This is a genomic window from Streptomyces sp. CRN 30, from assembly GCF_034105845.1.
Genome location: NZ_JAVRHI010000092.1, coordinates 30,046 through 52,554, shown reverse-complemented (window position 1 = coordinate 52,554; position 22,509 = coordinate 30,046). Strand labels below are relative to the sequence as shown.

Annotated in this window: 13 protein-coding genes; 4 read left to right on the top strand and 9 right to left on the bottom strand. The window is 73.1% G+C overall.

Annotated elements, in window-relative coordinates:
• A partial coding sequence (locus tag UW392_RS09115) for an ATP-dependent helicase (protein ID WP_320774388.1) occupies window positions 1–1,821 on the bottom strand: 1,821 nt, incomplete at its 3' end.
• A gap of 203 nt (window positions 1,822–2,024) precedes the next feature.
• Between UW392_RS09115 and UW392_RS09110 the strand changes: the two genes are divergently transcribed.
• The gene (locus UW392_RS09110; RefSeq protein ID WP_320774387.1) at window positions 2,025–2,267 is read left to right on the top strand and encodes a mycoredoxin; all 243 of its coding nucleotides are present in this window, start codon (window positions 2,025–2,027) and stop codon (window positions 2,265–2,267) included.
• A 65-nt stretch (window positions 2,268–2,332) separates the two neighbouring features.
• Here UW392_RS09110 and nudC read toward each other — a convergent pair whose 3' ends face one another.
• The 5 genes from nudC to UW392_RS09085 all read right to left on the bottom strand — a co-directional run bounded on the left by nudC (window position 2,333) and on the right by UW392_RS09085 (window position 12,899).
• On the bottom strand, window positions 2,333–3,277 hold the full coding sequence (gene nudC / locus UW392_RS09105; protein ID WP_320774386.1) for an NAD(+) diphosphatase: 945 nt from the start codon (window positions 3,275–3,277) through the stop codon (window positions 2,333–2,335).
• A gap of 159 nt (window positions 3,278–3,436) precedes the next feature.
• The gene (locus tag UW392_RS09100; RefSeq protein ID WP_320774385.1) at window positions 3,437–4,849 is read right to left on the bottom strand and encodes a dipeptidase; all 1,413 of its coding nucleotides are present in this window, start codon (window positions 4,847–4,849) and stop codon (window positions 3,437–3,439) included.
• 10 nt (window positions 4,850–4,859) lie between these two features.
• Entirely contained in the window at window positions 4,860–8,333 is a 3,474-nt protein-coding gene (locus tag UW392_RS09095; protein ID WP_320774384.1) for an ATP-dependent DNA helicase, read from the bottom strand.
• A gap of 148 nt (window positions 8,334–8,481) precedes the next feature.
• Window positions 8,482–12,210 (bottom strand): ATP-dependent DNA helicase, encoded by a 3,729-nt coding sequence (locus tag UW392_RS09090; RefSeq protein ID WP_320774383.1) that lies wholly within the window; start codon window positions 12,208–12,210, stop codon window positions 8,482–8,484.
• 287 nt (window positions 12,211–12,497) lie between these two features.
• Complete coding sequence (locus UW392_RS09085; RefSeq protein ID WP_320774382.1) at window positions 12,498–12,899, bottom strand: MGMT family protein; 402 nt, start codon at window positions 12,897–12,899, stop codon at window positions 12,498–12,500.
• A gap of 188 nt (window positions 12,900–13,087) precedes the next feature.
• Between UW392_RS09085 and UW392_RS09080 the strand changes: the two genes are divergently transcribed.
• The 3 genes from UW392_RS09080 (at window position 13,088) to UW392_RS09070 (ending at window position 19,228) form a co-directional block, all read left to right on the top strand.
• A complete protein-coding gene (locus UW392_RS09080) occupies window positions 13,088–15,865 on the top strand; it encodes a lysylphosphatidylglycerol synthase domain-containing protein (RefSeq protein ID WP_320774381.1) in 2,778 nt (925 codons plus the stop codon).
• A 131-nt stretch (window positions 15,866–15,996) separates the two neighbouring features.
• Entirely contained in the window at window positions 15,997–17,544 is a 1,548-nt protein-coding gene (locus tag UW392_RS09075) for an alpha/beta hydrolase (RefSeq protein ID WP_320774380.1), read from the top strand.
• Between the two features lie 136 nt (window positions 17,545–17,680).
• Window positions 17,681–19,228: an alpha/beta hydrolase gene (locus tag UW392_RS09070; protein ID WP_320774379.1), complete on the top strand. Its 1,548-nt coding sequence runs from the start codon at window positions 17,681–17,683 to the stop codon at window positions 19,226–19,228.
• An 86-nt stretch (window positions 19,229–19,314) separates the two neighbouring features.
• Here UW392_RS09070 and moeZ read toward each other — a convergent pair whose 3' ends face one another.
• From moeZ to UW392_RS09055, 3 genes are all read right to left on the bottom strand, one after another.
• Window positions 19,315–20,493, bottom strand: coding sequence for an adenylyltransferase/sulfurtransferase MoeZ (moeZ, locus tag UW392_RS09065; protein WP_320774378.1), 1,179 nt, complete (start codon window positions 20,491–20,493; stop codon window positions 19,315–19,317).
• Between the two features lie 63 nt (window positions 20,494–20,556).
• Complete coding sequence (locus UW392_RS09060; protein WP_320774377.1) at window positions 20,557–21,309, bottom strand: spherulation-specific family 4 protein; 753 nt, start codon at window positions 21,307–21,309, stop codon at window positions 20,557–20,559.
• Complete coding sequence (locus UW392_RS09055) at window positions 21,297–22,364, bottom strand: NAD-dependent epimerase/dehydratase family protein (protein WP_320774376.1); 1,068 nt, start codon at window positions 22,362–22,364, stop codon at window positions 21,297–21,299. The genes UW392_RS09060 and UW392_RS09055 overlap by 13 nt, the downstream gene beginning before the upstream one ends.
• Between the last annotated feature and the right edge of the window lie 145 nt (window positions 22,365–22,509).

Sequence of the window (22,509 nt, the reverse complement as noted above, 5' to 3'; positions counted from 1 at the left end):
GCCCCGCTCCACTCCCCCGGCGCCCCCTGCGGCCACCCGTCCGCCGGCGCCCGTGGAGCCGGGCCGCAGCCCGTCGAGGAAGCGGCTGGCGCGGCGGTTGGCGCGGCCGCCGGGTGAGCGGGCCAGCGCCCAGGAGAGGTGGAGGCGTTCGCGCGCACGGGTGACTCCGACGTACAGGAGGCGGCGCTCCTCCTCTATCTGCTCGTCGGTCTTTGCGTAGGTGATCGGCATCATGCCCTCGGCGAGCCCGACCAGGAAGACGGCGTCCCACTCCAGGCCCTTGGCCGCGTGCAGGGAGGCGAGCGTGACGCCCTGGACGGTCGGCGCGTGCTGGGCGGCGGTCCGCTCGCCGAGTTCGGCGACGAGGTCGGAGAGGGCGGCGCCGGGCTTGGCGGCGGAGAAGTCCTGCGCGAGGTTCACCAGCGCCGCCAGTGACTCCCAGCGCTCGCGGACCGCGCCCGACCCGGCCGGGGGCTCGGTCGTCCAGCCCTCCCCCGAGAGCACGGCGCGGACCTGGGACGGCAGGTCGACGGTGTCGTCGAGGAGGGCGTCGTTGCCGCCGAAGCGGGCCGCGGCACGCAGGGCCGTGATCGCTTTGCGCACTTCGGGGCGGTCGAAGAACCGTTCCGCGCCGCGCAGCTGGTAGGGCACACCGGCGTCGGCGAGGGCCTGCTCGTGGATCTCCGACTGGGCGTTGGTGCGGAAGAGGACGGCGATCTCGGCGGGCGGGACGCCGGAGTCGATCAGCTCCCGGACACGGCGGGCGGTGCCCTCGGCCTCGGCGGGCTCGTCGGCGTACTCGGTGTAGCCGGGCTCGGGGCCGGCGGGGCGCTGGGAGAGCAGTTCCAGGCGGGCGTCGGCGGCGCGGCCCCGGGCCTGGGCGAGCAGCCCGTTGGCCAGGTGGACGACCTGGGGCGTGGAGCGGTAGTCGCGGACCAGCTTGACGACCGTGGCTCCGGGGTGGCGGATCCGGAAGTCGAGCAGATGGTCCGGGGTTGCTCCAGTGAACGAGTAGATCGTCTGGCTGGCGTCACCGACCACGCACAGGTCGTCACGGTCGCCGAGCCACAGGTCGAGCAGCCGCTGCTGGAGCGGACTGACGTCCTGGTACTCGTCGACCACGAAGTGCTGGTACTGGGCGCGGACCTGCTGGGCGACGTCCTGCCGGTCCTGCAGGACTGCCACGGTCAGCAGCAGGACGTCCTCGAAGTCGATGGCTCCGCGCCCGCGCTTGAGATTCTCGTAGGCGGAGTAGATCTGGGCGGTCTCGGCGGGGTCGCGGGGGGCCTCACGTCCCGCCTTGGCCATCGCCAGGGCGTAGTCGGCAGGGACGGTCTGGGTGACCTTGGACCACTCGATCTCGGCGGTGACGTCCCGCAGCTCGCCCCGGTCGAGGCGGAGACCGCAGGTCGCGGCGGCGTCGGCGACCAGTTGGATCTTGCGGTCGACGAGCCGGGGCATGGCTCCGCCGATCGCCTTCGGCCAGAAGTACTGGAGCTGGCGCAGCGCCGCGGAGTGGAAGGTGCGGGCCTGGACTCCGACGGCGCCGAGCTGGCGCAGCCGGCCGCGCATCTCACCCGCGGCGCGGTTGGTGAAGGTGACGGCGAGGACGGTGTTGGGCTGCAGGATGCCGGCCCGCACCCCGTAGGCGATGCGGTGGGTGATCGCCCTGGTCTTGCCGGTGCCCGCGCCGGCCAGCACGCACACCGGTCCGCGCAGGGAGGTGGCCACCTCGCGCTGCTCGGGGTCGAGCCCGTCGAGCACCGCGTCGGCCGAGTCCGGTACCTGCGGGAAGAGGGTGGAGTGCGTTGCTGCTGTCACACAGCCATGCTGCCAGGTCGCGGGAGACGGGTGCGTCGGTTGTCCACAGGCGAGGGGTCGCGGTCGTATTAATGCGGTGGGCCTGCCCCTGGTTAATGCGGTGGGCCTGCCCCTGGTGGCCGTCGGGAATGGAGACGGTGCCGCGGACGTTGGGCGAGTGCGAGGAGACGCACCCCCGAGCCGCTAGAAGGAGCGCGAGAGACATGTCGGGCACTGTGACGATGTACAGCACCACGTGGTGCGGCTACTGCCGGCGACTGAAGAGCCAGATGGACCGTGAGGGCATCGGTTACACCGAGATCAACATCGAGCAGGACCCGGAGTCGGCCGCGTTCGTCGAGAAGGCGAACGGCGGCAACCAGACCGTCCCGACGGTGCTCTTCCCCGACGGCTCGACGCTCACCAACCCGTCGTTGGCCCAGGTGAAGCAGAAGATCGGCGCGTAAGCGGGTTCCTTCACGGCTGAGGGGGCGTCCCGGTGGGACGCCCCCTCAGCCGTGTCCGCTTCGGCTCAGACGAACTGGCGGGTCGGCAGGGGCTTGCCGTACCACAGCTCGATCAGGCGGGCGGCGATCGAGATGCCGTAGGGCGGCAGGACCTCGCCGGCCTCGAACGCGGCGCCCAGCTCGTCGCGCGAGAACCAGCGGGCCTCGTGGATCTCGTCGCCGTCGACGGTGATGTCGGTGGAGACGGCGCGGGCCATGAAGCCGAGCATCAGGCTGGACGGGAAGGGCCAGGGCTGGCTGGCGACGTACTCGACGGGGCCGACGACGATCCCGGCCTCCTCGAAGACCTCCCGGCGCACCGACTGCTCGATGGACTCGCCGGGCTCCACGAATCCGGCGAGCGTGGAGAAGCGGCCTTCGGGCCAGTGCACCTGGCGGCCGAGCAGGATGCGGTCCTGTTCGTCGGTGACCGCCATGATCACGGCGGGGTCGGTCCGCGGGTAGTGCTCGGCGCCGCAGGCCGGGCAGCGGCGGATGTGACCGGCCGCCGCGATGGCGGTGCGCTCTCCGCAGCGGGAGCAGAAGCGGTGGGTGCGCTGCCAGTTCTCCAGGCCGACGGCGTGCACCATGAGGCCCGCGTCGCGCGGGGAGAGCAGCAGTCCGGCCTCGCGCAGACCGGCCGGGCGCGCGGACTGGTCCATGCGGCCGGGCAGCGAGTCCTTCTGCAGGGCGAAGTAGCTGACGCCGTCCTCGTCGATGCCGAGGAAGTAGCGGTGGGCCTCGGTCAGCGGGGCCTCGAAGGAGGGCGTCATGACGAGTTCGGTACGCCCGTCGGACGTCTCGTCGATGAGGACCTGACCGCCGGAGACCACGAAGCAGCGCGTGGTGGGGTGGCTCCACGCGGCCGCGAGCCAGGCCTCGTCGAGCCGGTGGTGCGCGGCGCGGTCGACACCGCTCGGGGCGGTGAGCGAGATGGGACGTTCGGCGGTGCGGTCGGTCCAGGTGGTCACAGGTGCTTCCAACTCCCCCGGTACGGCGGATTGTGTTTCGACAGGCGGTTCGGCGGGTTCTGGCGGCGGACGGCGACCGGGTCCGGCAGGGCTCGGTGGTGCGGGCCCTTCCAGTGTGCCCCGCGCCGGACGCCGGTCCGGACGGTGCGGCTGCATGGATCAGGGGCCGTGCCGCCAGTGGGCCGCCAGGTCGCCCCAGAGGTGGGCGGAGGTCTCCGCGCCCTTGAGGAGCAGGTCCAGCTCGACCTTCTCGTCGGGGGCGTGCCAGCCGTCGGAGGGAACGGAGATGCCCAGGAAGAGCACCGGCGCCCCGAGGACGTCCTGGAGGTCGGCGGCGGGTCCGGAGCCGCCCTCGCGCGTGTAGCGCACGGGTTTCTCGAAGGCCCGCTCCATGGCGCGGACCACGGAACGCAGCGCCGGGTGGTCCAGTGGCGTCAGGCACGGGCGCGTGGCCGCGCTGAACGCGATCTCCAGGCGGATGCCCGGCGGTACGCGTCCCGCGGCCCAGGCTCGGACGGCCTTCTCCACGTGGTCGGGGTCCTGTCCGGCGACGAGGCGGAAGGAGATCTTCACCATCGCGTCGGACGGGATGATCGTCTTGCTGCCCGGTCCCTGGTAGCCGCCGCCGATGCCGTTGACCTCGGCGGTGGGGCGGGCCCAGACGCGCTCCAGGGTGGTGTGTCCGGCCTCTCCGTGCGCGGCGTGCGACCTGGCGGTGCGCAGCCACTGCCGCTCGTCGAACGGCAGCTCGGCGAAGAGCCGGCGCTCCTGCTCGGTCAGCTCGACGACACCGTCGTAGAAGCCGGGGATCGTCACGCGTGCGTGCTCGTCGTGGAGGGCGGCGACGAGCCGAGCGACCTCGGTGGCCGGGTTGGGGACGGCGCCGCCGAAGGAGCCGGAGTGGATGTCCTGGTCGGGGCCGTGGAGGCGGATCTCGCACTCGGCGAGGCCGCGCATGCCGGTGCAGACGGTGGGGGTGTCCTCGGACCACATGCCGGTGTCGGAGACGATCACGGCGTCGGCGGCGAGCCGTTCGGCGTGCTCCTCGACCAAGGCGCGGAAGTGCGGGGAGCCGGACTCCTCCTCGCCCTCGACGATCAGCTTCAGGTTGACGGCGGGGGCGGTGCGGCCGGTGGCGGCGAGGTGGGCGCGGACGCCGAGTGTGTGGAAGAACACCTGGCCCTTGTCGTCGGCGGCACCGCGCGCGTAGAGGCGGTTTCCGCGGATCTCGGGCTCGAAGGGGTCGCTGGACCAACCGTCCTCGCGGGCGGCGGGCTGCACGTCGTGGTGTCCGTAGACCAGGACGGTGGGCGCCGCGGGGTCGTCGGCGGGCCACTCGGCGTAGACGGCCGGGGCGCCCGGCGTCTCCCAGACCTCGGCGGTCGGGAAGCCGGTCTCCTTGAGCTTGGCGGCGAGCCAGTCGGCGCTGCGGCGGACGTCGGGCGCGTGGTCGGGCCGGGCCGAGACCGACGGGATGCGCAGCCACTCGGTCAGGTCGTCGAGGAAGGCGGCGCGGTGGTGGTCCACGAACACGCGGACGGCGCTGACGGCACTGTCAACGGGCTTGCTCATACTCACGAGCCTACTGGGCCCCACCGACACCCTGACCGTGCGGTTCGTCACCGTGGACCCCCGCGAGCAGCCGTTCCAGCGCGGCGCGGCCCGGCAGGTCGTCGGGGCGCACCACCTCGCCGCTGCGCACGTACAGGAACGCCGCGGTCACCGAGGTCAGCGGGACGCCCTGCTGTTCGGCCCAGGCCAGGCGGTACACGGCGAGCTGCAACGGGTCCGCGGAGCGGGTGCGGGAGGTCTTCCAGTCGACGATCTCGTACGTCGCCGCGTCCCCGTCGCCCTCCTTGTAGACGGCGTCGATACGGCCCCGCACGATCCGTCCGCCCAGGGAGAACTGGAAGGGGGCCTCCACGCGGTACGGGGTGCGCCGCGCGTACTCGGTGCGTTCGAAGGCGTCCTTGAGTGCCTCCAGGTCCTGCTCCCCTGTGATCTCGGCGTCGGCGCCGGGCAGTTCGTCGGGTTCCAGCAGGGGCAGGGTCAGCTCCTCGAAACGGGCCTCGACCCAGGCGTGGAAGCGGGTGCCTCGGCGGGCGGCCGGCCGGGGCGGCGCGGGCATCGGGCGGGCCAGCTCCTGGGCGAGGCCGTCGGGATCGGCGGCGAGGAGCAGCAGCTGGGACGCGGTCAGCGAGGCCGGCAGCGGCACCTCGGTGACGCTCTCCCGCGCGCGCTGGAGCTCACCGGCGAGGGCGTCGAGGTCACGGTCCCAGGAGGCTATGGTGCGCTCCTCCTCCGGTGTGAGGGATGTCTCCGCGGGGAGCGTCCCCAGGGGGCGCCTCGGAGCGGGGAGTCTCTGTGCGGGGCGCGCCTCTACGGGGGGCGCCTCCACGGCGTACGGCTCTCCGCGCGGGGGATCGTCCGGGGGGAGCTCCTCCAGGAAGGGGTCCTCCTCGTAGGGCGGCTCGTCGTCCTCCGGTGGGGGCCAGTCCGGGTCGTCGTAGGTGTCCGGGTCGTGGGGCGCGGCGGGACGGCCGTGGTCCGGGGAGGCGAGGTCCTCCAGGTGGGCGAGGACCGTCTCGGCGGCCGTCCGGCGCCGCGCGAGGGCCGTCGCGTCCAGCGGCAGCGGCCACACCTGCTCGGCGGTGGCCCTGTGCAGTGCGGGGTTCTCCTCCTCCTCGGCGGGTTCGTCCGCCCAGACCTCGATCTCGCCGTGTCCGGCGACGCAGTGGTCGTACAGGGCCGTCAGGAAGTCGGAGGGGCCGCGGGGCTTCTTCTGGGTGGGCCCCCACCAGTGGCCGGAACCGAGCAGGAGAGAGCGGGGCCGGGTGAAGGTGACATAGCCGAGGCGGAGCTCCTCGGTGTGCTGGTGCTCCTTCATGGCGTCGTGGAAGTCGCGCAGCCCGCGGGAGTCCCACGATCCGACGTCGGGCAGGGTGTCGGCGTCGCCGCGCAGCCCGTGCGGTAGGACCTTGCCCTGGGCGGTCCACTTCTCGCGGCCCTGCGTGCTGGGGAAGGTGCCGGTGACCAGTCCGGGCACGGCCACGACGTCCCACTCCAGGCCCTTGGACTTGTGCGCGGTGAGCACCTTGACGGTGTTCTCGCCGCCGGGCAGGGCGTTGTCCAGGCCCTTCTCGTACTGCGCGGCAGTACGCAGGAAGCCGAGGAAGGCCAGCAGGGACGCCTCGCGGTCGCCGGCGGCGAAGGAGGCGGCGACATCCAGGAAGTTCGACAGGGTCTCTCGGCGGCGGGCGGCGAGGGCGTGCGGGGACGCCGACAGCTCGACCTCCAGGCCGGTGACGGCGAGGACGCGGTGCAGTACGTCCATCAGCGGATCGGCCAGTGAGCGCCGCAGGTCGCGCAGCTCGGTGGCCAGGCGGGCGAAGCGCACGCGCGCGTCCGGTGAGAACGGCAGCCCGTCGTCGTCGCCGCCGCTGTCCATCGGCGTCTCCAGGAACGTGTCGAGCGCGTCCGCGAGCGATATCACCTCGGACGGGTCGACGCCCTCGACGGCCTCGGCGAGCCTGCGGTCGGGGTCGTCGTCGCCGTCCACGCGCGCGTGGGAGACGAGACGCCGGGCGCGGCGGCCCAGGAGGGCCAGGTCACGCGCGCCGATGCGCCAGCGCGGGCCGGTGAGCAGCCGGACCAGCGACGCGTTGGCCCCGGGGTCTTGGAGTACCTCGCAGACGGCGACCAGGTCGGCGACCTCGGGCAGGTGCAGCAGCCCGGACAGCCCGACGACCTCGACGGGGACGTCCCGGGCCACCAGGGCGCCCTGGATCTCGGCGAAGTCGGTCGCCGTGCGGCACAGGACGGCGACCTCGCCCGGGGCCGTTCCGGTCCGTACGAGGTGCGCGACCGAGTCGGCGATCCAGTCGATCTCCTCCTCGTGGGTGCGCAGCAGGGCGCAGCGGACCGTGCCGTCGCGCTCGGCGCCCGGGGCGGGACGGAGGGCCTCCACGCCCGCGTGCATGGCGCGCAGGGGTTCGGCGAGGCCGTTGGCGAGGTCGAGGAGCCGGCCGCCGCTGCGGCGGTTCTCGCTGAGCGACTGGCGGACGGCGGGGCGGCCGTCGGCGCGCGCGAAGTGTTCGGGGAAGTCGTCGAGGTTGGCGACGGAGGCGCCGCGCCAGCCGTAGATCGCCTGGCAGGGGTCGCCGACGGCGGTCACGGGGTGGCCGGTGCCGCCGCCGAAGAGGCCCGCGAGGAGGACGCGCTGGGCCACCGAGGTGTCCTGGTACTCGTCGAGCAGTACGACCCGGAACTCCTCGCGCAGCAGCCGGCCCACCTCGGGGAGCCGGGAGAGCCGCGCGGAGAGGGCGATCTGGTCGCCGAAGTCGAGGAGGTCGCGGTCGCGCTTGGCGGACCGGTAGCGGGTCACCAGGCCGGCGAGCTCCCCGCGCGCGGCGGCGGCCTCGGGAACCTTGCGCAGGTCGGCGTTGCTGAGCTTGGCGCCGCGGAGGGTCTCCAGGAGGTCCGCGTCCCAGGCGCGCAGTTCCTCCGGGGTCACGAGGTGCTCGGACAGCTCGGAGTCGAGGGTGAGGAGGTCACCGACCAGGTCGGCGAAGGAACGGGTCAGGGCCGGGTACGGGCCGGGGGCTTCGCGCAGCACCCGCGCGGCGAGCTGGTAGCGGGTGGCGTCGGCGAGCAGGCGGGAGGCGGGTTCGAGTCCGACGCGCAGGCCGTGGTCGGTCAGGAGCCGGCCGGCGAAGGAGTGGTAGGTGGAGATCACCGGCTCGCCCGGGGGGTTGTCCGGGTCGATCACGTCGGGGTCGGTGACGCCTGCCTTCACCAGGGCCTTGCGGACGCGCTCGGCGAGTTCACCGGCGGCCTTGTTGGTGAAGGTGAGGCCGAGCACCTGCTCGGGGGCGACCTGGCCGGTGCCGACCAGCCAGACCACGCGCGCCGCCATCACCGTCGTCTTGCCGGAACCGGCTCCGGCCACGATCACCTGCGGGGCGGGCGGCGCCGTGATGCAGGCCGTCTGCTCCGGGGTGAAGGGGATACCGAGGAGCTCCTTGAGCTGATCGGGATCGGTGATACGAGCGGGCACGTCGAAAAGGCTAGCGGCGGCCACTGACAGCCGGGGCCGGACGGACGTTACGGGGCGGGAGATGCGCAGGTCAGCACGGGGCGTGCGATGTGTCACGCGGTTCACGCGGTTCACGCCGGTGCGCGCCAGTTCAAGGAGGTTCCGTGGGTCACTCCACCACGTGCCGGCCCTCCGGTCGCGCGCTGCACGACGCCCGGAACGCACAGTGCGTGCAGTGCTGGCCCGCGGTCGGGGCGAACCGTTCGTCGAGAACCTTGCCGGCGGCCGTGGCCAGCAGTTCACCGACCCACTCGCCCTCTCCTCCGCTCTCGCCTCCGCCCTCCCCCTCGCCGCCCCCGAGCGGCTCCTGGGCCTGCACCTTGGGCAGCGTCTCGCCGCCGTCCCGCTTGGCGGCCCCCTGCCGGAGCTGGACGAGTTCGGCGCCGCCCGGTTCGGGACGTACGCCGTCGAACGCCTCGTCGACGGCGCCCTCGCGGACGGCGAGCTGGTAGACGGCGAGCTGCGGATGGCGGGCCACCTCGGCGGAGCTGGGCGCATGCTTGCCGGTCTTGAAGTCGACGACGTAGGCGCGGCCCTCGCCGTCGGCCTCCACGCGGTCCATCTGGCCGCGGATGCGCACCTCGTAGTCACCGGCGCCCAGGGTGACGTCGAAGTCGTGTTCGCTGGCCACCGGCGTGCGGCCGGTGCGGTCCATGACGTGCCACTTCAGGAAGCGTTCGAGCGCCACGCGCGCGTTGGCCTTCTCCTGCTCCGACTTCCAGGGCGCGTCGAAGGCGAGCGCGTTCCACACGGAGTCGAGCCGTTCCATGAGGACGTCGAGGTCGGCCGGGGTCTGCCCGGAGGCCACCTCGTCGGCGAGGACGTGCACGACGTTGCCGAAGCCCTGGGCGGCGGTCGCGGGTGCGTCGGCCTTCACCTCGCGGCCGAGGAACCACTGCAGCGCGCAGGTGTTCGCGAGCTGGTCGAGGGCACTGCCGGAGAGCACGACGGGCTGGTCCCGGTCGCGCAGCGGCACCTTGGACTTGGTGGGCTCGAACATGCCCCACCAGCGGTAGGGGTGCGCGGAGGGCACCAGGGGCCGGCCCTCGTCGTCGCCCAGGGCGGCGAGCCGGGCGAGGCGACGGGCGGCGGCCTCCCGCAGGGCGTCGGAGACGCGCGGGTCGACGGTGGTGGCGCGCAATTCGGCGACCAGGGCCGCGACGGACAGCGGGCGGCGCGGGCGGCCGGTGACGTCCTGGGGTTCGACGCCCAGTTCGGTCAGGAACCGGGAGGGCTGGTCACCGTCGTCGGCCGGTGCCTTGACGGCGGTGACGACGAGGCGGTCACGCGCGCGTGTGGCGGCCACGTAGAACAGGCGGCGTTCCTCGGCGAGCAGCGCGCCGGGCGTGAGGGGCTCGGCGAGTCCGTCCCGTCCGATCCGGTCGGCCTCCAGCAGGGAGCCCCGGCGGCGCAGGTCGGGCCAGAGTCCCTCCTGGACACCGGCGACGACGACCAGCCGCCACTGCAGGCCCTTGGAGCGGTGCGCGGTCATCAGACGCACCGCGTCCGGGCGTACCGCGCGCCGCGCGAGGGTGTCGGCGGCGATGTCCTCGGCCTCGATCTCCTCCAGGAAGTTCAGGGCGCCCCGGCCGCCGGTGCGCTCCTCGGCGCGCGCGGCCGTGGCGAACAGGGCGCAGACGGCGTCGAGGTCACGGTCGGCGTTCCGGCCGGCGGCACCGCCGCGTCGGGCGGCCCGCTCCAGGCGTCCGGGCCACGGGGTGCCCGCCCACAGCTCCCAGAGGGCCTCCTCGGCCGTGCCGCCGTCCGCGAGGCGCTGCCGAGCCGTACGCAGCAGTGCGCCCAGGCGCTGGGCGCCACGCGCGTACGCGGGGTCGTGGACGGTCAGCCGCTCCGGTTCGGCCAGTGCCCGCGCGAGCAGGCGGTCGGAGGGGGGCGGCAGAGCGTTGCCCGCGGCTCGCTCCTCCTCGCGCAGGGCCCGCCCGAGACGCCGCAGATCGGCCGAGTCCATGCCGGCCAGGGGGGAGGTGAGCAGGGTGAGTGCGGTCTCGGTGTCCAGCCAGCGGTGGACCACCGCGCCGCGTCCCGCCTCTTCGGCACGGCCCCCGCCCTCCGCCTCCTCGACACCGCCGCCGCCACCCGGCATCGCGCCGACACCGCCGGCCTCCGACGCCGTGCCGACACCGCCGGCCTCCAGATCTCCGGCGTCACCGCCACCACCACCGCTCAACGACTGCTCGGCATCGTCGTCCGCCGGCTCCGCGCCACCATCGCCGCCCCCCGGCGCCGCGCCGAGCCCGCCGGCCTCCGGATCCACGCCATGGCCGCCACCACCGCCATCGCCACCGCCCAGCGGCTCTTCGGCATCACCGCCCGCCGACTCCGCGCCATCATCGCCGTCCGTCAGGTCCGCGCCACCACCGTCGCCCCCCGGCGCCGCGCCGACACCGCCGGCCCCCGGTTCTGCGGCGTCACCGCCGGCCTCCGCCTCCGCCGTGGCCACCGCCCGCAGGGCCGTCAGCAGGGGGGCCACCGCCGGCTCGTGGCGCAGGGGGAGGTCGTCGCCGTCCACGTCGACCGGGACGCCGGCCGACGTCAGGGCGCGGCGGACCGCCGGGAGCGTGCGGGAGCCGGCCCGCACGAGGACGGCCATCTCGCTCCACGGGACGCCGTCCTCCAGGTGCGCGCGGCGCAGGACGTCGGCGACGTTGTCCAGCTCCGTACCGGTCGTCGGGTACGTGTACACCTCGACGTGCCCGCCGTCCCGTACCGGCATGAGCTCACGGTGGGCACGCGCCTGGTCGGCGGGGAGCCGGGTCAGCGGCATGCGCCGGGTCAGCAGCCGGGTGGCGGCCAGCAGCTCGGCTCCGGAACGGCGGGAGGTGCGCAGCACCCGCACGGGCGCCGGGCGTCCGTCCGCGCGCGGGAAGGCGTGCGGGAAGTCGAGGATGCCGCCGACGTCGGCCCCCCGGAACGCGTAGATCGACTGGTCGGGGTCGCCGAGCGCGACGAGGGTGCGGCCGCCGCCCGCCAGCGCGTGCAGCAGCCGGACCTGCGCCGGGTCGGTGTCCTGGTACTCGTCGACGTAGACGGCGTCGTACTGCGCGGCGAGCCGTTCGGCGACGCCGGGACGGTGGGCGAGCAGCACCGCGCGGTGGACGAGTTCCGCGTAGTCGAGGACGCCCTGGAGGTCGAGTACGTCGAGGTACTCGGCGAGGAACACCGCGGCGGCCCGCCAGTCGGGGCGGCCGATGTGCCGGGCGAAGTCGGCGAGGGCGTCCGGGCCGAGGCCCAGCTCTCGGCTGCGGGCGAGCACCGCGCGGACCTCGTCGGCGAAGCCCCGGGTGGTCAGACAGGCGCGCAGTTCGTCGGGCCAGCGCACGTGCGCCAGTCCGAGCCGCTCCAGGTCGGCCTGGCCGGCCAGCAGCTCGCGCACGGTCACGTCCTGCTCGGGGCCGGACAGCAGCCGCAGCGGCTCGGCGAACAGGTCGCTGTCCTGGTGCGCCCGGACGAGGGCGTAGCTGAACGAGTGGAACGTGGTCGCGCGCGGGGCGCGCGCCGCGCCGGTGCGGCGCGCCATGCGGTCGCGCAGCTCGACGGCCGCCTTCCGGCTGAAGGTCAGGACGAGGATCCGCTCGGGATCGGCGCCGCGCGCGATCCGGTCCGCGACGGACTCGACGAGCGTGGTGGTCTTGCCGGTGCCGGGACCGGCGAGGACGAGCAGCGGACCGGTGCCATGGTCAACCACGGCCCGCTGGGCGGCGTCCAACAGAGGGGGATCCTCGCGCGAGGGCGGGGTACGGACCAGTCGGTAAGCGCCACGGGTCCCCTGCCGCACCTGGGGGTGCGACGGGTGCCTGATGGAGGATGAGGAGCTCACGTGGTTCGCCGGTCCTGGTGGGTGTGCTGGTGGGACGACCGCTCCGGGTGGCGGGCGGTGGGCGCGGGGTGAACGGGACGCGCGCGGCCGACGCTACGCCGACGAGGGGGCGGGAAGCAGGGCTTCCGCTTGTCGCGGTCCTTCCCTCGCCTCTTCCGTCCCGGAGCCCGCGTCTCCGGTGTCCCTCGCCCCTCGAACGTACGTCATGTCACGGACGTGCCCGTTCCGCGCCGGTTCCCTCGTACGGATCACCGGGCACTCTCCGGGGCGTCCGATGGCGGAAGCTTTCAGGTGTGACCCTGCGCGTGTTCGCCGCCGTCCCACCGCGCTCGCCTCATGTCGACGCGCGGCAGATGGCCCTCGGCGGTCCGGCCCGCCTCCCGCAGGGGCGTGCCCTCCTCCCGGTACCGGTCGAGCGCGCGCAGCTCGTGCCCCGGGAGCAGTACACCGTCGGCGCGGACGACGCGCCACCACGGGACACCGGTGCCGTAGAGGGACATCACGCGGCCGACCTGCCGGGGGCCGCCCTCCTCCAGCCACTCGGCGACGTCCCCGTAGGTCATGACGCGGCCGGGCGGGATCAGCTCGGTGACCTCCAGGACCCGCTCGGCGTACTCGGGCAGCGCGTCCGCGGGGCCGGGGCCGCCGTCGTCTGGGAGGCTGCCGCCCGGAAGGCTCTCGTCGCTCATTCACCCCATCCTGCCGCACCCCACCGACACCGCGGCGCGCTCGCGCGGACGCTCCGCGTCCCTCGCCCGGTCGCGGCGCTTGGGGCAGACTGTGCGGCCCGCGTGTGCACCCTGATGCCTCCGAGCGTCGGTGCGGCATGCCACCATCATGCGGGCGGTGACCAGTGATACGGGAGCAAGAAGAGACGATGAAGCAGCAGGGTGTGCGGCCCGGCGACACGCAGGGCGCCTCTGACGCTTCGTCGCGCCCCGATACCGCCGGCGGCCGGAAGAGGACCGGGAGCACCGCACCGGACGCCGACCGCGCGGAGACCGCGCGCGTCGACACGGACACCACGCACATCGACGAGGTGGAGGGCGACGAACCGCTCCTCCCCGCGCGCGTGCACCGCCCTTCGGACCTGATGCGGTTCATGGTGGGCGTGCTCGCCGTCGGCGTGCTGCTGGCCGTGGCCGCGTTCGCCCACGGCACCACCTCCGGCCTCGAACAGGACATCAACAAGGGCACCGGCCAGGCCCCCGACCTGCTGATCAAGATCGCTGGTCTGGCCTCCAGCATCGCGATCCTGCTGGTGCCGGTCGCCTTCGCGATCGAACGGCTGATCAAACGCGACGGACTGCGCATCGCGGACGGCGTGCTGGCGGCCGTCCTCGCCCACGGCGTGACACTCGCCACGGACCTGTGGGTCGCCAAGGCCGCCCCCGGCTCGATCCAGGAGGCGCTCACCCAGCCCTCGCCCGGCGACATCCACGCCCTGACCGACCCGGTGCACGGCTACCTGGCGCCGGTCATCGCATACATGACAGCGGTCGGCATGTCCCGCCGGCCTCGGTGGCGCGCGGTGCTGTGGATCGTGCTGCTCCTCGCCGCGTTCAGCATGCTCGTCACCGGCTACACGACGCCGTTCTCGATCATCCTCACGGTGCTGATCGGCTGGAGCGTGGCTTACGGCACGCTGTACGCGGTCGGCTCCCCCAACGTCCGTCCCACCGGGCGCACGCTCATGGCCGGGCTGATGACGGTGGGCTTCCGCCCGGTGACCGCCTCCCGCGAGGAGGCGCCCGCGGACACCGTCGAGACCGGTGACCGGGGCCGCCGCTACTTCGTGACGCTGGAGGACGGTCCGCCGCTGGACGTCACGGTGGTCGACCGCGAGCAGCAGGCTCAGGGGTTCTTCTACCGCGCGTGGCGCAATCTGACGCTGCGCGGCTTCGCCACCCGCAGCAGCCTCCAGTCGCTGCGCCAGGCGCTGGAGCAGGAGGCTCTGCTGGCCTACGCGGCGATCGCGGCCGGCGCCAACGCGCCCAAGCTGATCGCCACCTCCGAGCTGGGTCCCGACGCGGTGATGCTCATCTACGAGCACACCGGCGGACGCTCCCTGGACTCGCTGCCGGACGAGGAGATCACCGACGACCTGCTGCGTGACACCTGGGAGCAGGTCCGGGCCCTGCAGTCCCGGCGGATCGCGCACCGCAGGCTGGTCGGTGACGCGATCCTGGTGGATCGTTCCGGCACGGTGAGCATCACCGACCTGCGCACCGGTGAGATCGCCGCGGGCGACCTGCTGCTGCGCATGGACATCTCCCAGTTGCTGGTCACACTCGGACTGCGGGTGGGTGCCGAGCGCGCGGTGGCCTCCGCGCTGAGCGTCCTCGGCCCGGACGCCGTGGCCGACTGCCTGCCGATGCTCCAGCCGATCGCGCTGAGCCGCTCCACGCGCGCGACGCTGCGCAGACTCGCCCGTGAGCGCGCCCAGCGCGAACGCGAGGCCGTCCTGGAGGCGTCCCGGCAGGCCAAGCAGGCCCGCGTGGAGGCCGCGGCCGGTACCGACACCGGCGCCACCGCCGAGGAGCATGACAGGCCCGGCAAGTCGGACAAGCTAGACAAGAAGGCCGTACGCGCGGAGCAGCGGGCCGAGAAACGCGCTCTCGACGAGGCGATGGACGAGGCGCGCGAGGACGACCTGCTCACCCAGATCCGGCACGAGGTGCTCCGGATCAGGCCGCAGGCCCCCGTCGAACCGGCCCGCCTGGAGCGGATCCGGCCGCGGACGCTGATCAGTTTCATCGCCGGCGCGATCGGCGCGTACTTCCTGCTGACGCAGCTCACCCACATCGAGTTCGGCCCGCTCGTCTCCAACGCCGAGTGGGGCTGGGTCATCGCGGCCGTGCTGTTCTCGGCGGCGAGCTACGTCGCCGCGGCGATGTCCCTGCTGGGGTTCGTCCCCGAGCGGGTGCCCTTCCTGCGGGCGGTCGCCGCCCAGGTGGCCGGTTCCTTCGTGAAGATCGTCGCTCCGGCGGCGGTCGGCGGTGTCGCCCTGAACACGCGCTTCCTGCAACGCGCGGGGGTGCGGCCCGGTCTGGCCGTGGCCAGTGTGGGCGCGTCGCAGCTCTTCGGGCTCGGCTGCCACATCCTGATGCTGCTGTCGTTCGGCTACCTGACCGGCACCGAGAAGACGCCGTCCCTGTCGCCGTCCCGGACGGTCATCGCGGGTCTGCTGACGGTGGCGGTCCTGGTGCTCGTGGTCACGTCCGTGCCGTTCCTGCGGAAATTCGTCGTCACGCGCGTGCGGTCGCTTTTCGCCGGCGTCGTCCCGCGCATGCTCGACGTGCTCCAGCGGCCGCAGAAGCTGGTCACCGGCATCGGCGGCATGCTGCTGCTGACGGCCTGTTTCGTCATGTGCCTGGACGCCTCGATCCGCGCGTTCGGCGACGAGGCGACGTCCATCAGCCTCGCCAGCGTCGCCGTCGTCTTCCTCGCGGGCAACGCGCTGGGCTCCGCGGCGCCGACGCCGGGCGGTGTGGGAGCGGTGGAGGCCACCCTGACGGTCGGCCTGATCGCCGTGGGCCTGCCCAAGGAGGTCGCCGCACCCGCGGTGCTCCTGTACCGGCTGCTGACCCTGTGGCTGCCGGTGCTGCCGGGATGGCTGGCGTTCAACCACCTGACGCGGAAACAGGCGCTGTAGCGGACCCCGCCGGGTTCACGACAGCCCCCGCTCCCCGGTGTCGTCCTCTCTGTACGGCCCGCTCCCCGGTGTCGTCCCCCGTACGGCCCACGCCCCGAGCGTCCCGCCCGGCGCCGCCGCACGATGAGGGCATGCCGATCCCAGCCCGGCTGCGCGCCGCCGCCCCCGCCGCCTCCGCCGTACTGCTGTCCTCCCTGCTGGCCGGTTGCGGCGGTGAGGCCGCGGCGGACGGAGACGTCAACCAGCAGGAACTGAGCTGGCGGGACTGCCCCGCCCCGTCCGCGGCGCAGGGCGGCGGCGCCGCGCCCTCGCCCCTGCCGGACGGCGGCACATGGCAGTGCGCCACCATGAAGGCGCCGCTCGACTGGGACGACCCCGACGGCGAGACGATCGGGATCGCCCTGATCCGGGCCCGGTCCAGCGGCGACGCCGACCGGCGGATCGGCTCACTGGTCTTCAATTTCGGCGGCCCCGGCGGCTCGGGCGTCACCACCCTGCCCGCCTTCGGTGACGACTACAAGAACCTGCGCACCCGCTACGACCTGGTCAGCTTCGACCCGCGCGGGGTCGGCCGCAGCGCCCCCGTGGAGTGCCTGGACGACAAGCAGCTCGACACCTGGTTCCAGCAGGACGCCACGCCCGACGACGCCACCGAGCGCAAGGAACTGGTCGACGGCAACAAGAAGTTCAACGCGGCCTGCGAGAAGAACTCCGAGAAGACGCTGCCGCACGTCGCCACGACCGACGCGGCCCGCGACATGGACCTGATGCGCCGCGTCCTCGGCGACGACAAGCTGCACTACTTCGGCATCTCCTACGGCACCGAACTCGGCGGCGTCTACGCCCACCTGTTCCCCGAGAAGGTCGGCCGGGCCGTCTTCGACGCCGTCGTCGACCCGACGCAGAACTCGGAACAGGGCTCGCTGGGCCAGGCGAAGGGCTTCCAGCGCGCCCTGGACAACTACGCCGAGGACTGCGTCTCCAAGACCGAGGAGTGCCCAGTCGGCGACACCGCCGAGGACGTGAAGGACCGCATCGCCCGCCTGCTGAAGCGGTTGGACAGCAGGCCGATCCCCGGCATCACGCCGCGCAGGCTCACCGAGACCGCCGCGACCAGCGGCATCGCCCAGTCCCTGTACTCCAAGGACCTGTGGGAGTACCTCACCGAGGGCCTTGAACAGGCGTACGACGGTGACGGCAGCATCCTGATGGCGCTGTCGGACGCGCTGAACGGACGCGGCGAGGACGGCCGGTACAGCAACATCACCGCGGCCAACGTCTCCATCAACTGCGCCGACGACAAGCCCCGCTACGACGAGCGGGACGTGGAGAAGAAGCTGCCGGAGTTCCGCTCCGCCTCGCCACTGTTCGGTGACTACCTCGCCTGGTCCATGGTGAGCTGCACCGACTGGGCGGTGCCGGGCGCGGCCGACCACCCCGACGTCAGCGCTCCCGGCGCCCCGCCGATCCTGGTCGTCGGCAACACGGGCGACCCGGCGACGCCGTACGAGGGCGCGGCGAAGATGGTGGACGCCCTGGGCCCGGACGTCGGCGTCGAGCTGACCTACAAGGGCCAGGGCCACGGCGCCTACGACAGCGAGAACGCCTGTGTGCGGAAGGCGGTCGACGGTTACCTGCTGAACGGACGGACCCCGAAAGCCGGAACCGTCTGCTCCTGACCTCCCCGGCCCGCGCTCGGAAATCGGCAGGTCAAAGCGTTATCCACAGGCCGCAGCGGGGTTCTCGGGCGCCACCTACCATGGCATCACAGCCGTCCGCCGCTCAGCGCGGACGGCCCGTCAGGGGGGAGCGCGCATGGGGCGGTACACGAGGTACACGAGGTCGCGATACGCACGGTGGACGGCGGCACTGGCAGCAGCGGGACTGCTGGTGACCGGATGCAGCGGGGACACGTCGGAGAGCGGCAAGGACGGCGGGGCCGGCGAGGGCGACAAGGCCGCGGGGAAGGCCCTGACGTCCCAGCGGCTGGACTGGGGCCGTTGCAAGGCCACCGGCGACACCCCGGCCCCGGGCAGCGAGTGGCGGTGCGCCACGCTCCAGGTGCCGCTGGACTGGTCGAAGCCCGACGGCGAGCGGATCGGCCTGGCCCTGATCCGCTCCGAGGCCACCGGGGGCCGCCGGGCCGGTTCCCTGCTGTTCAACTTCGGCGGACCCGGCGGCTCGGGCGTCTCCACGATGCCGTCGTACGCGAGCATCGCCTCCGCGCTCCACGAGCAGTACGACCTGGTCAGCTGGGACCCGCGCGGGGTGGCCGCGAGCGAGGGCATCCGCTGCCGCGGTGACAAGGAGATACAGGCCGCCGAGGCCGCGGTGGACGCCACCCCGGACACGCCGGCCGAGGAGCAGAGCTTCCTGAAGGACGCGGCGTCCTTCGGCGAGGGCTGCGAGCAGGCCGCGGGCAAGCTGATGGCGCACGTCTCGACCACGGACACCGCCCGCGACATGGACCTGCTCCGCGAGGTGCTGGGCGACAAGAAGATGCACTACTTCGGCATCTCCTACGGCACCGAGCTGGGCGGCGTCTACGCCCATCTGTTCCCGAAGAACGTGGGGCGCCTGGTGCTGGACGCGGTCGTCGACCCGACCGCCGACACCATCGGCCATGCCGAGCACCAGACCCGGGGCTTCCAGCGGGCGCTCGACGACTACCTCCGCTCCACCGGTCAGAACGCGAAGCAGGGCACGCGGGAGATCGCCGACCTGCTGGAGCGGATCGACAGCGAGCCGCTGCCGACGTCGACGTCCGGCAGGGAGCTGACGCAGACGCTGGCCATCACCGGGATCGTGCTGCCGCTGTACAGCGAGACCAGCTGGCCGGCCCTGACCAGCGCGCTGACGGCGGCCGAGGAGGGCGACGGTTCGGAGCTGCTGGCGCTCGCCGACGGCTACAACGAGCGTGACCCCTCGGGGCACTACGGCACGACCACGCACTCCCAGCGGGTCATATCGTGCCTGGACGACAAGGAGCGGCCGACCCTGGAGGAGACCAAGGCGCTGCTGCCGGAGTTCGAGCGGATCTCGCCCGTCTTCGGCGCCTTCCTGGGCTGGGACACCGCCGGCTGGTGCCACGACTGGCCGGTGGCCGGACAGCACGAGACGCCCGAGGTCAGCGCGGTCGGAGCCGCTCCGGTGCTGGTGGTCGGCAACACGGGCGACCCGGCGACACCCTACGAGGGCGCCCGCAAGATGGCGGACGAGCTGGGCAAGGACGTCGGGGTGATGCTCACCTGGAAGGGCGAGGGCCACGGTGCCTACGGGAGCGGCAGCGACTGCGTCGACTCCACGGTGGACGCCTACCTCCTGGACGGGACGGTGCCCGAGGACGGCAAGGTCTGCTCCTAGGGTCCCCGCTCACGACGGCGGCGGGGGCCCCGGGCACCGTAGGTGCGCGGGACCCCCGCCGCTCGGAGGACCTGGCCGGGGGGGGCTCAGTAGACCGGCTTGGCCGGCTCGATCTGGTTGACCCAGCCGATGACGCCGCCGCCGACGTGGACGGCGTCCGAGAAGCCCGCGGACTTGAGAACCGCGAGGACCTCCGCACTGCGGACACCGGTCTTGCAGTGCAGGACGATCTTCTTGTCCTGCGGGAGGCTCTCCAGGGCGGTGCCCATGAGGAACTCGTTCTTCGGGATCAGCCGCGCGCCAGGAATGGAGACGATCTCGTACTCGTTCCGCTCGCGGACGTCGATGATCTCGATGTTCTCGCCGTCGTCGATCCACTCCTTGAGCTGCTTGGGAGTGATCGTGGAGTCGGCGGCCGCCGCCTGGGCCTCCTCGGAGACGACGCCGCAGAAGGCCTCGTAGTCGATGAGCTCGGTGACGGTGGGGTTCTCGCCGCAGACCGCGCAGTCGGGGTCCTTGCGGACCTTGACCTGGCGGTACTGCATCTCCAGGGCGTCGTAGATCATCAGGCGGCCGACGAGCGGCTCGCCGATGCCCGCGAGGAGCTTGATGGCCTCGTTGACCTGGATGGAGCCGATGGACGCGCACAGCACACCGAGCACGCCGCCCTCGGCGCAGGAGGGAACCATGCCGGGGGGCGGGGGCTCCGGGTAGAGGCAGCGGTAGCAGGGGCCGTGCTCGGACCAGAAGACGGAGGCCTGGCCGTCGAAGCGGTAGATCGAACCCCAGATGTACGGCTTGTTCAGCAGGACACAGGCGTCGTTGACCAGGTAGCGCGTGGCGAAGTTGTCGGTGCCGTCGACGATCAGGTCGTACTGGCTGAAGATGTCCATCACGTTGTCGGCCTCGAGCCGCTCCTCGTGAAGGACCACGTTCACGTACGGGTTGATGCCCTTGACGGTGTCCCGGGCGGACTCCGCCTTGGAGCGGCCGATGTCGGCCTGGCTGTGAATGATCTGGCGCTGCAGGTTGGACTCGTCGACCTCGTCGAACTCCACGATGCCGAGCGTGCCGACGCCCGCGGCGGCGAGGTACATCAGCGCCGGCGAGCCCAGGCCACCGGCGCCGACAGCCAGCACCTTGGCGTTCTTCAGCCGCTTCTGCCCGTCCATCCCGACGTCGGGGATGATCAGGTGGCGGGAGTACCTGCGGACCTCGTCTACGGTGAGCTCGGAAGCCGGCTCGACCAGGGGTGGCAGCGACACGGGGACTCCGTTGGTCGGTCGATCATTACGGTGGTTCTGTCTGTAACACTGCCACGGCCTTTTTCATTCCGAGACACCTGTCCCGATGCGCGAGACGAGGTCGTCCCAGTAGCCGGGCATCGTCTCCCACGGGTCGGCGCGGCCCCCGCGGTCCGTGCGGTCGGTGAACCAGACCGTTCCGGCGCCCTGCCAGCGGGCGATGCGCAGGGCCTCGTCGAGGTGGGGGCCGGGCGTGCCGTGGACGAGGTGGCAGAAGCGTTCGGGCGGATAGTCGGCGGTCCACTCGGCCACCTGGGACCAGCGGTAGTCGCTCCAGGGGCCGCGGAAGGTGATCAGTTGGTCGGCGTTCTCGGCGTAGCCGGGATGGGGGTGGGTCCCGTGGCCGAGGACGATGTACGCGCCGTCGCCGACCGCCCGGAGCGCTGCGACGGTACGGCGGGTCGTGGGGAGCGCCTCGCGTTCGCCGGGGCAGTGGTCCAGAAGGAAGCCGTCGGTCCGGTACCAGTCGGCATAGCGGTGCGCGTCCGCGACCAGTTCGCCGAAGGGGCGGGCGCCGTGGGCGGCGTCGAGCCGTCCGAGTACGCGGATGCCGGTGTTGCGGAGTCGGCCGGCCGCCTCCAGGCAGTGCGGGTCGGGGGCGGCGCCCGGACCGTCGGCGACGTCGAGGACGACCCAGTGCAAGGAGGTGCCGGGGCGCATGAGTTCCGCCCATTCAGCGGGGGCTACCAGGGGGTGGGCCAGGCCGGGGACGCCGAGGCCGGTCCGGACGTCGGTACTCGCGGTCGCTCCTCCTCTGTTGCTGGTCAGATGCGGCACGCGGCCTCCATCCAGATGTCGGCCAGGGACTCTTCGAGGTTGATACGGGGCCGCCAGCCCAGACGGTCGCGGGCGGTGCGGACGTCGGCCTGCTGCCAACTGCCGCAGCCGTCCGGGTACGGGTAGGCGACGGGCGCGGGGTGGTCGGCCTCGTTGCGGGGGCCCAGGCCGTCCACGCGGTGGCCGACGCTGTCGGCGCGGTGGTGGCCCGGTACCTCGGTGCGGTGGCCGAGCCCGTCGGAGCGGTGGACCGCGGATTCGCCGCGGGGGTGGCCGATGACCGGACGCAGGGCGCCGGGCGGGCCGTCGAGTTCGTGGAGGGCGCCGCCGTAGCCGGCCACGCGGGCGAGGGTGGCGGCGGCGTCGCGCAGGCGGACGGCGCGGCCCGAGCCGATGTTGATGACGCCTTGGGCGGCGGAGAGGGAGGCGGCGTGCACCGCGCGGGCCACGTCGCGGACGTCGACGAAGTCGCGCTGGGCGCCGAGGCCGCCGAGACGGAGTTCGCCGTCGCCGGACTGCATGGCGCGGCGCATGGCCTCGGCGAGGCGGCCCAGCGGGGAGCCGGCGGGGGTACCGGGTCCGGCCGGTGAGAAGACGCGGAGGACGACGGCGTCGAGTCCGGAGCCGAGGACCAGTTCGGTGGCGGCCAGTTTGCTGACGCCGTAGGGACCGCCGGGGCGGGGTACGGCGTCCTCTGCCGTGGAGGACCCGGGCTGACTGGGGCCGTACTCGGCGCTGCAGCCGATCTGCACCAGGCGGGCGCCGCAGCCGCTGCGGCGCAGGGCCTCGCAGACGGTGGCGACGGCGACGGTGTTGTGCCGGGTGAGGTCGCGGGCTCCGCCGCGGGTGGCGCCGGCGCAGTTGACGACGACGCCGGGGTGGACCGCGTCGAGGAAGCGGGTGAGGGCGCCGGGGCTGCCACTGGCGAGGTCGAAGCGGACGTCGGCGTCGTCGCCGCGGCCGAGCGCGGTGAGCTGGACGGCCGGGTCGGCGAGGAGGCGGTCGGCGACGAAGCGGCCGATGTACCCGTTGGCTCCGATCAGCAGGACTCTCATCGGTCGGCTCCCGGGGCCGAGGTGTCGGGTCGGGAGGTGGTCATGTGCGGTTCTCCTTGAGGGTGGTGCCGAGGGGGTGGGCAGGGCCCGTAGGTCGGGCCGGGGTGGTGCGGAGGGCGTTGTGCGGAAGAGGTGGTGCGGAAGA